This is a genomic window from Spiroplasma endosymbiont of Dioctria linearis, assembly GCF_964030865.1.
Lineage (GTDB): Bacteria > Bacillota_I > Bacilli_A > Mycoplasmatales > Mycoplasmataceae > Spiroplasma_A.
This window is the reverse complement of record NZ_OZ034984.1, coordinates 208,889-222,166: the sequence shown is the minus strand read 5'-3', so window position 1 is coordinate 222,166 and position 13,278 is coordinate 208,889. Positions and strand designations below refer to the sequence as shown.

The window sequence follows — 13,278 nt, the reverse complement described above, 5'->3', positions numbered from 1 at the left end:
TTAACTACGTTTATTTCTATCAAATACTTTAATAACAGATGACTCATGACATTTTTAATATCAATCTAAAATACTTGAGTTGGCTTTTATGTTATATTTAATTGAAATATCTTTTAATTTAATAGGATTAATATAATCATTAACAGTTTGAATTTTTAACTCATTTAAATATTTAATTTAAATACAATCTCTTTTGCTAATACAATTATAATCTTGTTCTAAATTATAAAACAAAAAAATTGGGAGACCTATGTACTTAGACCCCCCAATACCTTATACAACTTTTAAGAATTATAATTGCCATTTTTTATTATAAAAAAACCAGTAGTTTTAACTACTGATAAAGTTAGAATAGTATTTCCTCCAGACCTAAATATAAAAATTTAAAAAATTATATAAATAAATTATTTAATTCTATTTATCTCTTAGACCATATCAAAATCCCAAGCTGAAATATGATTATATTTCAGCTTTTTTAATTATTTCTACTCCATTATCATTAAAAGGTTAACCATAATGAACTACATATTCCTTAGGTTAACTATTATAACAATATACTAAAATTAAATGTCCTCATCGTTAGCAAAAAATGAAAGAAATACTGGTCTATCCTGCTTTTTTAATTCAGATTTCAAGATCATAAGTTATGATCAAGCAACTAAATAATCATAGTTTTCTCTTACTCTTGCCTTTAGAAATATCAGTATAATCTAATTGAGATGCTGATTCTAAATTTGCTATTCATTCTCAATTAGAAAGTAAATTTGAGAATTTACTTATTTCTTCTATAGATCCAGTTCTCTTTTTGATATCTCTTTGTACAAGAAAAAAAACTTAAGAAATTTCAGGTTCCAATATCTTTTGATATTTATATGTAAATGTGACTTCTCCTGTATAAAAAGGAATAGCTCATTTATCAATCACTTTAATTGTACAAGATTCATTAGTTGGTATATCTACAAATACAATTCATTCAAAATCAACTGTTAATCTTCAGTCAGTAATATTTTCATGAGCTTTTAATATAGCATCATATATTGTTTCCAAAGTTGGTACATCTTCTTCTCCTGAAATATTACCAAGCTCAAAAACTTTAAATTCATCGGCAAATGTTTGTTTAATTTTTGGTCTAGTATCAAAACAAGAAACTACGTTAGAACTAGCTGTAATTGATAAGCAGCTTGCCCCTAATAATCCTAATAATTTTTTCATAATGTTACCCTTTCATTATTAATACCTATTTTATAATTTTATAAACTAAAAAAATACTATAGTTTATTTAATACATAATTATTTTATAACTTATTGTATAAAATTAAAACATAAAAGTGTTATTTATTGGAAGTTTAAAGATGATAAAAAGATAGAATACTCTTAAAAGATCTATTATTTGGTCAGAAAAAATTGACAACCTTTCTATTAACTGCTTAGTCTTTTTAAAGTTATCTATTTTATTGACTGATTATTTCGGATAAATAAATTATTTAATTTTATTTATCTCTTAGACCATATCAAAAGCCCATACTAAAATATGATCATATTTCAGATTTTTTAATTATTTGTTTCCCATTATCAATACCAGGTCAACCATAATTAACTGCATATTCTTCAGTTGAACTATTATAACCATATATTACAATTGAGTGGGCCTCTCCTTTAGCAAAAAATGAAAGTAATACTGGTCTATTATATTTTTTTATTCAAGTTTCAGGTTTTGAAGTATGTGATCAACTAACTGAATAATCATCAATTAAATTATTTGAATAATCACCTAGTCATTTCTTCATAATTTTTCTCATACTTTTACCTTCACGAATGTCAGTTCATTTTCCCCCTTTATCTGAGCGAATTTTATCATACATTAAATAAGGAATCGCTCTTTTATTACCACTACCATATTCATAATGCCTTACATCTTTAGAATTTAACTGATAAAAATATTTATTTTTATAATAAGTAGAATATAAATTATGCTTACCAAATATTTGAGAATAATTTATTAACATATTTAATGCTATATATTCGCATAATCCTTGACCACTACTTGTTCCATAACTTTTCAAATCAGTATAAACTAATTGAGATGATGATGTCAAATCTGCGATTCATTTTCAATTATAGACTAAATTTGAAAATTTACTTATTTCTTCTATAGATCCAGTTCTCCTTTTGATATCTCTTTGTTCAACAAATAAATCATAAGAAATTTCAGGTTCCAATATCTGTTGATATTTATATGTAAATGTGACTTCTCCTGTATGAAAAGGAACAGCCATTTTATCAATTACTTTAATTGTACAAGATTCCTTTGTTGGTGTATCTACAAATACAATTCATTCAAACTCGACTGTTAATCTTCAGTCAATAACATTTTCATGAGCTTTGAATATAGCATCATATATTGTTTCCAATGTTGGTACATCTTCTTGTCCTGAAATATCGCCAAGTTCAAAGATGTCAAATTCATCAGCAAATGTATGTTTAATTTTTGGTGTAGTATCAAAACAAGAAACTACGTTAGAACTAACTGCAATTGATAAACAACTTGTCCCTAATAATCCTAATAATTTTTTCATAATTTTACCCCTTTATTATTAATACCTATTTTATAATTTTATAAACTAAAAAATTATTATAGTTTATTTAATTACATAATTATTTTATAACTTATTGTATAAAATTCAAATATAAAAGTGTTATTTATTGTGAATTTAAAGATGATAAAATGATAGCATACTATTAAAAGATCTATTATTTTGCTTATTCTCATATAACTTTTTAATAAGCCATTATTTAAATTGTTTTAATAATTTCTGATATTAAAAATCAGAATACTTATTGATTATTTTTTTAAACATCATTGTTAATTCTCTTGTATTTTCTTCATTAAAGCCCATTTCTTTTTCATATTCATTAACTCATTCAATTATATCTTTTACTACTTGTTCACCTTTTTGAGTTAAGTAAATTTCATTTTCATTTGCTCTTGTAGAAATTTTTTTGACAATATAGTTATTATCAGTTAATGATTTGATGTTTCTGTGCATGGTTGAAGTATTTGTATTAGTTAAATCTGCTAACTCTACTTGACTAATTCCCTCAACATTTTTAATAAACATTAAATGTAGATATGCCAATGAATATAAATCTGGATACTTTTTCATCATATCTTTACTGATTCTTTTACTTATTATAATAATAACTAAATTACCTTTAACAAGTGTACTTAAATTATCTAAGTTATATTGCTTTTTCATTGACACCCCACTAATAATGTTATAAGATTATCTTATTTCAAATGAAACAAGTAAGTTTATTTGAAATAAATGATTTTATTAATAATAAATCATTTTATAACTATTAAATATTATAAAGAAAAAATGAAAGGAATTGAAAAATGGTTATTAAAAAAAGAAAAAAAGTTGAGCTCTATTCTCACTTATTTCAAGCTATGAAAAATAAAAAGGTTTTAACCTTTTTAATGTTAACTTTAACAATTTCAATTGCTTTATTATTTATATGAAATATTAAAGCAATTGAACTTATTACAGCTTTATTAGTATCAAAAAGTGTTCTTGATTCTATGAAATCAATTAATACAACAGATATCTATGAAATAGTTCAAGAAATTGGACTTCAAATTACACAAGAAGAATTAGAAAAAATACTTAGTTCAATATCACTAGGTTCTAATGTCTATGAACAAATCATTCAAAAGTTTTTTTATGATTTTGTTTATTATGATGGTAACAAACTTTATATTAAGATTTTAGGAGGAGATTTTAAACTATTCACTCTTGCCTATTCAATGATTGTTGATGTCATTTTTGTTGTTATGCTTTCTTACTTAAACTTTATTGTAAGTGGCTATATTGCTCAGGCATACGAGAATCAATTAAAAGCTAAATTAATTAATAAAATAGTTGATCAAGATTTAAATTATTTTAATTCTAATAAAGCAGGACAATTGATTTCAACTATTGTTAAGGACAGTTCAATTGTATCTTCTTTTATTAAAGAAGCTCCAATTATTTATTTACTTTCAACAGTTACAATTCTATTTTCAGCTATTCTAATGTTTAATATTAGTTGAAAATTAGCACTTTGTGTCTTTGGTTTATTATTAGCATTTATGATAATAATTTTTATCACTATTTTAATATCAAATAGTGCTACTAAAAAAATTAATAAAATTACACAAAATTTAGACAATGATATTAGTGAAAAAATTTACAGTATTAGATTAATAAAATCTATGGGAACATTTAAACATGAGAAAAATCATTTTAATGAAATGATTGAAAGAGTTTCAAAAAAAGAAAAGAAAAAATTCTTTGCTTCAGAAGTTCCTTCTGCATTAATAATTGGAGGAATTGGTAGTTTCTCAATGGCCTCTATTATCTTTGGAGTATTTCTATTCTATAATAATACTCAATCTTTAATCAGTATTATCACTGCTTTTACAACAGGTGTAATTGTTATGACAATTCCAATTATGCAATTAAGACAAGTAATTTCAGCTGTTCCCCATGCCAGAATTTCAGCTAACAATGTTAGTGAAATTCTAAAAAGTGAAATTACTATTGAAAAATTTAATGAAAAAGAAATTAAAGAAAAAATTAATTCTATTGAACTAAAAAATATTGGTTTTATGTACCCTGACACTGATAAGCATGTTATTAAAGATTTAAATGTTACATTGGTCAAAGGTAAAAAATATGCTTTTGTTGGACCAACAGGAAGTGGGAAATCTACAATAGCAAAATTATTATTGCGATTTTATGATCCCCAACAAGGAGAAATTCTAATAAATAATAAAGTCAAATTAAAGGATTTAAATTTAAAATCATGATTAGATAAAATTGGTTATGTTGATCAAGAACCACAAATTTTAAGTGGTACCATCTTTGAAAATGTTGCCTATGGATTAGAAAATAAAACTAATGAAGAAATTATTGAAGCTTGTAAAAAGGCAAAAATGCATGAATTAATTATGCAATGACCAAATCAATATGAAACAATTCTATCTGAACGTGGTGCACAATTAAGTGGTGGTCAAAAACAAAGACTTGTGATAGCAAGACTTATTTTAAAAAATCCTGAAATACTAATTTTGGATGAAGCTACAAGTGCACTTGATAATATTGTTGAATCTGAAATTCAAAAAGAGTTAGAAAAACTAATGAAAGGAAGAACAACAATTTCAATTGCCCATCGATTAAGTACAATTAAAAACTTTGATGAAATTTATGTATTAGAACAAGATAAAGGAATAGTTGAAACTGGGAACTTTGAAAGACTTATTTCTATAGAAGGTTTATTTAAAACTTTATATCAACTATCAAAATAGTTTATTAGAAAAAGCAGATTTATAATCTGCTTTTTCTAATATCTAATTGTCATAATAAATATTTACTTTTTATATATTAGTTATAAAAATAGAAATTTATTAAAATCTTATTATTTAATCATGAGGTGGAGAATTTCAAATCTCTATATCATAGTCAACAATATTAGGGTCTTCATTTTCAAAGTTCTTTGCTTGAATTCAAACACCAAAGGTAGCCTCTTCATTATAATAAAATTCATTAAAGAAAAGAGATAAATAATTTGGATGATTATTATATCTATTTCTAATTGCTGCATCAATGTAAGTTACAATTAAGTTTTGCTCCTCAATAGTGTATTCAAAATATTCGGGTGCTGCTAACATTAATAATTCTCTTACTGTATTTATAAAAGGTTGATTATTATCTTTTCCAATACAAATCATATTAGCTAGTGAGTTAAGTGCTTCTCTATTTAAATAAACTTCCATTCCTCAAAAACCATTATGAAAATTATCATAAATAATTCTTGTTAAAAATGGACTTCCTCCAATAGGAGGAAATATTCTCTCATTAGAAAGTTTTTTTTCTCTTGCCAATATTTTTTTATTATATACATTCTCAATTTCTTTTAACTCTAACGTATTAAAAAAAGCTATTTTATTATTTAAATTAAAGTTAAAAGTCATAGAAGTTTCTTCAAAAAAAGGACTAATATTTTTAAAATGATGTTTATTTTCTAGTCAAATGTCGTATTTGTTTTCAAATTCAGAGTTTTGTCTAAAAATTAATTTAAACTCAATATCATTAATTAGAAAAATAAATGGATCTAACTTTTCATAAGTAAATGTTTCTTGTAATTGTGTACTTAAATAATGCTCCTTTTCATTGTCTCCATTCCACTTTAAATCATGCATGTTAAATGATTGAGCTATATGTGAACCATTAAAAGTTCTTGAGTAGTCATATCTCTCATAGATTCCTTTATAATCATCAATTAAAATAGCTTCCATTTTAGCATCAGGAAAAGAAAGATAGTTAAATTCCTCTTTAAGCGATAGGATATGTGATGCAAATCTTGGAATTGAATGATAACTCATTAAACCCCCACTCTCAATTGTTTTTTCTTTAAATGGTTTAGATAAGTTTAAAGCTTTACTAAATTTTATATCAGAGTATATTTCCTGCTCTAAAGGCTGTCTTTTTGTAGTATCAAAAATTCCCACTTCCAAACCATTAATTCGTCATTCCTCACCAGGTGAGTTGTATCTTCTTTCCTCTACTTTTATAAAAACTCCACCAACTTGATAATTGGCATATTTAAATCCATGACTTATTATTGCTTTAGATATTGCCTCTTTAGCATTGGTATTTTTGCTATAAGAAAAGTCTAATATTGAATTGGACAAAAAAATTTCTACATCTGTATAGTCCAATTTTGCATTAGCTTGAAAAGCATTGTATAAAAAATTTAGAGTTCATTGATCTAAAGATAATTGATTAACTCTTGATGTATAAGCATAACTTTCATAAGCTACAAATTCTTTATAACTTGTTATTACATCTGAACAATCACAAGAATTCTTATTTAATTGTTGCTCAACTCTATTTGATATTTTAATATCCTCTTTTGAATTTTTCACTCAGGAGTTTTGAAATAAGTTAACTGCTGATAGTGAAAAAATTCCAAAAATGTTTAATAATTTTTTCATATATTAATTGTAATCTCCTTTTCTTTCATAACCCACCCTAGCATCCCTTTTTTATAAATACAACATTTTTATTATATATTTATTATTTAGAGATACTCTCTTATTTAAAAAGATTAAAGTACTTTACTTAGGAATATAAGCTCTCAAAAAAATAAAAAAAACATTTAATAAAAATTATTAAATGTTTGATTGGAGTTAATTTATTTGATATTACTATATTTTATAAAATTTAAATAAATGAGAAATATCAATGTGTTTTTAAATTAAATACCAGTTTTTGATTCAAGAGCCTTATGAATAGATTCCATATTAACTGGTAATTTTACTAAGTTTTTTATAGGTATGTTTTTTTTCAAAAAAAATAAGAATAGTCAATTAATTTCTTTTGTATTATTTGTTGCAATTACAATTGAGTTTTCTTGTAAATCAAATTTAAAACTTTTAATATTATGTCTATCTAAAAAATTTCTTAACTCTTTTACATCAAATTCAGAATCTAGAAATAATTTATACTTATTATAAATATTTAACTCTTCCTTTGAACCTAAAAAAATTAGTTTTCCCTTTTCAATAATTATATAGTCATCAATTATATCTGTCATTTCATCAATATTGTGAACAGTAAAAATAATTGTTTTACCTTCTTGCTTAAATTTAATCAATAAATTTTTGACTTTATTTCTTCAAATTGAATCTAAGTTTGCTCCTGGCTCATCCATAATAATTATATTAGGGTCTTTTAAAAAGCAAAGAATAAAATTTATTCTATTTTTCATTCCTCATGAGAAATTTTTTAAACTTTTATCTTTTGATTCTCACAAATTAAAATACTCCATTCAGTATTTAACTCTTTCCTTAATTAGATCCTTCTTAACTCCATATATTGAAGCCATAGTTTTTAAAAAATTATAAGCTTTCATATCATATAGTGAGAAATCCATTTGAATATAAATCCCAATTTGCTTATTTAAAATATGATTGCTGATTTTTTTTCTATTACTATCTTCAATAAAAATATCTCCCTTATATTTTTTAGTAGCTCCAATTAAAGAATTTAAAATCACAGTTTTCCCACTACCACTGCTACCTAGAAAAGCAACAATTCGATTTTGTTTAATCTCAAAGTCAATTGGTCCAATAGAACTTTTTTTAAACTTTTTTAAAAAATTTTCAAATTTAATTATTGTTAAATCTTTCATTCTAGTTTAAATCCTTTCTATTTAATAATAGGATAGAGATAAATAAATTAATAATGGCAAAAGTTAATTGAATAATTAAATAGATATATGGTGGAATAAAATTATTATAGGATAAGGGATCAATAGTATCTAAACCTAATTCATTTTTATTTATCTTAAAGGAATAAAGTTTATAAGGCAAAAATGAATTATCTTGATTATTAAAGTTAATTACACTAGTATTTTCTTCATTAAATCAGATACCCTCTGAAGCATTTTTTGCATAATATGTAAAATTCAATAAATTATTTGCAATAAAGTTCATTTGAAAAAAAAGTTCATTTTTTGTTCTTGCCTTTTGATAATCAAAATAACTTTTATTCAATGAAATTGCTTTAGTAGTTGCAATTGTATAAATAGAACAATACTTAATAAAATAATCTTCAAGAATTCTAGCTGTTAACATAACTGGGCTAAATAAACCCTCTTCTGAATTAATCAGAGTATCCATTTCTGGTGATTCACTCAAAGCAATCCCACTAGTATTTCTTCCTAAATAATTTGTATACATTGATTTTATAAGCTCGCTTGTTAGATTATTTTTTGCTCCTAATATAACTTCCTCACCAGTTGTTTCAATTTTGAACGATACTTTTGAAACTTTTGAGGTTTTATTTTGGATATAAGATACATCAGAACCTTCTACTATTGAAGGAAAGTCATCAAATAGCTGATAAAAATTTTTTTGAAAAGTTAAATCATTAATAAAGTATTTATTAATATAAGACATAAAATTTAAAAACTCCATTAAAATATTTTGATTTTCATTATTTGAATCTTTTGATAATTCAATTAGTTCATCTCTGGTTATGAAAGTATCTTCAACAGAAAAATTAATATCTACTTGATCACCAACTTTTCAATCTGCTTTAGATCAGTTATCTGGAACTTTTGCTAGTGTCTGATTAGTTAAACTATAATTTTTATTTTCACTATTTATTAAACCTAAATTTTTTCAAAACTGCTTTCTTAAATTAATAATATTTGCTGTTTGAAAAGACTGTCCTGATAGTAACTCATTTTCAATAAAGAAATTATTAATATACTTACTAAGTAACGGATATTTAATTTGTTCCTTTTTAATGTGTTCTTGTAAATCAAAAGCCTTATAAATTTCAGTAACTTGAAAAGCTTGACCACCCTCAAAACTTAATACAATACTTTTTTCAGATTCCTTCATAAATTGTGTTGGTAAACTATTAATAAAATTTGTAGCTAAAATAAGAGAACATAAAATTGTTGAAACATGCATTTTTAATGTAGTGGATAAAAAAATAAAAAATGAAGTTAAACAAAAGCCATAACATAAAGCATAAATAAAGTGAACTAATGTTATTCTTAAAAGAACTTCGTTTACTTTTAAAGATGCAAGTGAAAGAAAAATATTGGGTAGTAAAAAAATAGTTGTTTGAATTGCTAGCAAATAAATTAAATTCGTTATTACTAATGTAAATATTATTTTTTTTCTAGAAATATTAGTGGAAATCATTAAATAAATTGTTTTATCATCAATTTTATTATTAAGCATCAACTGAACCATTCTTAAAATTAGGAGAAATAATAAAACTGAAAAAGTAATTATAAAAAAGTAATTATAAAAAAGTATAATACTCGTATTTGATTTTTTATACACTGATATTAAAATACTGAAAAATAAAGTTAATATTAAAATAATAAAAGACAAAATTATAATAGATTTGTCTTTTAAATATAGTTTAAGATTGAACCCAATTAGTTTTGCTAATGGAATTGACTTTTTATTTTCAACTATCATATTAGCTAACACCCTTTTTATACAAAAATCCTCCATTTGATAGCAGCTTATCGTCATCTGAAGTAAGGTGTAACCTAAGTGTAAATACTCCAAGTCTAATTTCAAACTTGTTAACAGTAGTTGATGAACTACCTGATTTATATTTAATACCCCCATCTGTTAAAACAAAATCTGCAGATGTATATAAAAATCAATAAAAATGTCCTGTTCTTGCATTCTTTGCTATTTCCTTATTAAATTCTAATTCTGAACCCAAATGAAAATTGTTTATATTTTGATATGAAATATTATCTTTATAATCTTTATATACCTCATCAGCTCTTTTTCAAATTCTTTCATCTGAGAAAGTCATAATACTATCTTTAGTATAACTAATATCATATGAATTTATAAAAGCTTGCATAGTATCTAAGATTTGTTTTGAGTAGTCCGATCTTTTAAAAAGAGAATTATTATCATTTTCAACACTATAATCAAAACCAAAAACTATTGTTGGTATTTCATAAATCATATTTGCTACTTCTATTTGTAGTCCACTTATATTAAAAGTTCCAAATCCTAATACACTTTCGAAATTAGTTTTACTTTCAATTGAACTAAATCCTCTATCCCTTATAAAGCTTTCAAAACTTTTTTTAAAATTTGTATCATCTAATTCCGTTTTATATTCCTTTTTAATTATTTCCTGTTTTTGTTCATAACTAACATTTGGGTCTTTATTCATTAAAATTTTATTAAATACATCTGATTTAGTAGTTATAATTTTTGAATTTGAAAAACTAACTCTACCATATAGATTATCTCAATAAATATTTGTAGTAGACTGTTTTTCTGTTATAACCTTAGAATTATTAATCTTATTTTCTTCTAAAATTTTTGTTGTAGCTTCAGCCATTTTACTTTTAAAACTTTCTTCAGTAGAAGAAGCATTAGTATAATCTTTTATATCTCCATGAATATTTTCTTTAAAAGCAACATCTGATATACCTAATTTTGTATCTGTTAAAAATAATGGTGACTTTTCACTTGTATATAGTTGCTTTGCTAATAATAATTGAATTTGATTAATTGCTTTACCAATTAACTCATCATTTAACAGGGAAAATGTTAATGGTAAGTAGTCACTATTTTTATGTTGCAATTCATTATTCTTTATATAATTTATATCAATTGCTATTGAAAATGAAACTGTTGCTGAGAATTTACTTTTTCCTGCAGCATTACTTTCATTGTTGTTTTTAATATTGATATCTATTTTATTTTCTTTTAAATTAAGATCATTATAAATACCATTTGGTAATCCTGTTGTTAACAAGTTATATTTTGGTTGATTTTCTAAGGCATTTATTTTTGTTCTTAAAGCAGTATCATCTAGTAAAATGTTTAAGTCGTGCTTAAAATCATTTAATAATTCGCCTTCTAATAGATGCTCTCCATTGTTTAGACTACTAAGTTTACTTTCATTTAAAAAAGTAAACCCTTTTTCTTCAACACTATCATTCATTACAGAAAAACCTAAGCTTTTTTCTGAGTAATGTTTATTAAATATGTTTTGAATTTCATTTTCAAAGTCTTTAAATAGTTCCTCAAAGACATTTTCATCTGGAGCAGGGTCAGTGACCTCTTTATTACCACAAGCAATAACACTAACACTAGTTGAAATAGTAAAAGTCATTGCTCCTAAAAAACCTAATAATTTTTTCATTTTATCTTCTCCTTTTATAAAACTATTTTTAGTATATTCAAAAAAAAAAAAAAAAAGCAAGAGTTTTATTGGAAAAATAATAATACTAATAAAAGACTTTAGGTATTGGGGATGCTAAGTAAGATTATTTCCTAAAATTTTGGATCATTTCGCTTCGTGTGCATCCATTTTTTAAGATTATATTTGTACTATTAAAAATTTTAACAAATTTATAAATACAACTTCTAAAATATTAATCCTTATAAAATTTATTACCAAATATTAAATAAAAATACTTTTTAACTCATCTATGTGTTTGTTCTATAAATTGATTTTCTTTAAAACTTGAAGCTGAATTTGATCTAATTATATTATGTTGCTTACAAAATTTTTTTGTTTCTTTACTTGTAAATGCAGAGTCTAAATCACTATGCATAATAATTTTCTTTATTATAACTAAATCCATTTTTCTTACTAAACCTTCTAACATTTCAAGAGTTACTAGTATATTTTCAGAGTTGACGACTGAATATGAACTAATTTCATTAGAGTAAAAGTCATATGCAGGTAGAAATAAGAGTTTTGTTTTAACTCCTCTAATATAAATATTTTTAAATCATGTACCATCAATTCCAATCTTTTCTAAATATTTATTAGAGCTATAATCTCCTTTTATAAGATCTAAAGATGTATGTTTCTTATGAGTACTTATTCCCATTCTTGTTTTTTTTATTTAGAAGAAGCTATTTCTTTTTTTAATTTCAATAAAACTTCCGTTCTAAGTTCAATAATTGTCTCTCTAGAAAGATTTATATTGAAGTCTTTTAATATCTTTAATCTAGCTTTTCGGCACCAAATATATCGTCCTTCCTTGAATAAATACTTTCTACAACTTCTTTGGCATGAAGATGATATTGTCTCTTATATTCGGGTTTTCCTCTTTTAATTCAATTAGTATAACTACGATAACCAACACCATAAATTAGAAGAGTTTTTTTGCATCATTTCCCATTAATAATAATTCATATACTGTTTGATATATCTGAGTTATATCTTTTTTTGTATATACTTTTTTATTAACCTTTTGATAACCTATTAGAAATGATGCTATGAACTTTTTTAATAACTCAACTTCCTTTTCTGCTTGTTCTCCTTTCTTCTTTTCCTTCTTAAGTTCTATTAAATCAGCACTTTGTTTAATTTGCGCTTCTAATTCAAAAAGCCTCTTTTTCAATTCTTTATTCTCTTTGCCATATTTGCTAACTTTATTTTTAAATCTAACTTCATTGGTTTTACTATGTTTTTCCTATCAAATACTTTAATTTCAGATGACTCATGATATTTTTGATATCAATCTAAAATACTTGAATTAGCTTTTATATTATATTTAATTGCAATGTCTTTTAATTTAATTCCATTAATATAATCATTAACAGCTTGAATTTTTAACTCATTCGAATATTTCATTTAGATGCAACCTTTCTTGCTAATACAATTATAATCTTGTTCTAAATTATAAAACAAAAAAAATTGGGAGACCTAT

11 protein-coding genes are annotated in these 13,278 nt (G+C 23.9%); 1 reads left to right on the top strand and 10 read right to left on the bottom strand.

Translation table 4 applies throughout. The features are described from left to right. Positions 1 to 834 precede the first annotated feature (834 nt). From AAHM84_RS00975 to AAHM84_RS00965, 3 genes are all read right to left on the bottom strand, one after another. Positions 835 to 1,212, bottom strand: a complete 378-nt coding sequence (locus tag AAHM84_RS00975) for a lipoprotein (RefSeq protein WP_342259046.1) — start codon at positions 1,210 to 1,212, stop codon at positions 835 to 837. Between the two features lie 278 nt (positions 1,213 to 1,490). Further along, on the bottom strand, positions 1,491 to 2,576 hold the full coding sequence (locus AAHM84_RS00970) for a putative cysteine peptidase (protein WP_342259045.1): 1,086 nt from the start codon (positions 2,574 to 2,576) through the stop codon (positions 1,491 to 1,493). 243 nt (positions 2,577 to 2,819) lie between these two features. Then, complete coding sequence (locus AAHM84_RS00965) at positions 2,820 to 3,257, bottom strand: MarR family winged helix-turn-helix transcriptional regulator (protein ID WP_342259044.1); 438 nt, start codon at positions 3,255 to 3,257, stop codon at positions 2,820 to 2,822. 140 nt (positions 3,258 to 3,397) lie between these two features. Here AAHM84_RS00965 and AAHM84_RS00960 point away from each other — a divergent pair, with 140 nt between their 5' ends. Beyond that, a complete protein-coding gene (locus AAHM84_RS00960) occupies positions 3,398 to 5,350 on the top strand; it encodes an ABC transporter ATP-binding protein (RefSeq protein ID WP_342259043.1) in 1,953 nt (650 codons plus the stop codon). A 114-nt stretch (positions 5,351 to 5,464) separates the two neighbouring features. On the opposite strand, the gene AAHM84_RS00955 is transcribed toward AAHM84_RS00960, so the two are convergent. The 7 genes from AAHM84_RS00955 to AAHM84_RS00925 all read right to left on the bottom strand — a co-directional run bounded on the left by AAHM84_RS00955 (position 5,465) and on the right by AAHM84_RS00925 (position 13,202). Beyond that, positions 5,465 to 7,039: a hypothetical protein gene (locus AAHM84_RS00955; RefSeq protein ID WP_342259042.1), complete on the bottom strand. Its 1,575-nt coding sequence runs from the start codon at positions 7,037 to 7,039 to the stop codon at positions 5,465 to 5,467. Between the two features lie 263 nt (positions 7,040 to 7,302). After that, positions 7,303 to 8,238 carry an ABC transporter ATP-binding protein gene (locus AAHM84_RS00950; protein WP_342259036.1) on the bottom strand — a complete coding sequence of 312 codons (936 nt, stop codon included), beginning with the start codon at positions 8,236 to 8,238 and terminating at the stop codon, positions 7,303 to 7,305. 1 nt (position 8,239) lies between these two features. Continuing rightward, complete coding sequence (locus AAHM84_RS00945) at positions 8,240 to 10,051, bottom strand: hypothetical protein (protein WP_342259041.1); 1,812 nt, start codon at positions 10,049 to 10,051, stop codon at positions 8,240 to 8,242. 1 nt (position 10,052) lies between these two features. Continuing rightward, positions 10,053 to 11,756: a lipoprotein gene (locus AAHM84_RS00940; RefSeq protein ID WP_342259040.1), complete on the bottom strand. Its 1,704-nt coding sequence runs from the start codon at positions 11,754 to 11,756 to the stop codon at positions 10,053 to 10,055. A 232-nt stretch (positions 11,757 to 11,988) separates the two neighbouring features. Continuing rightward, positions 11,989 to 12,453, bottom strand: coding sequence for a hypothetical protein (locus AAHM84_RS00935; RefSeq protein ID WP_342259039.1), 465 nt, complete (start codon positions 12,451 to 12,453; stop codon positions 11,989 to 11,991). A gap of 264 nt (positions 12,454 to 12,717) precedes the next feature. Then, a complete protein-coding gene (locus AAHM84_RS00930) occupies positions 12,718 to 12,969 on the bottom strand; it encodes a hypothetical protein (protein WP_342259038.1) in 252 nt (83 codons plus the stop codon). Continuing rightward, the gene (locus AAHM84_RS00925; protein WP_342259037.1) at positions 12,945 to 13,202 is read right to left on the bottom strand and encodes a transposase; all 258 of its coding nucleotides are present in this window, start codon (positions 13,200 to 13,202) and stop codon (positions 12,945 to 12,947) included. The genes AAHM84_RS00930 and AAHM84_RS00925 overlap by 25 nt, the downstream gene beginning before the upstream one ends. Positions 13,203 to 13,278: the final 76 nt, after the last annotated feature.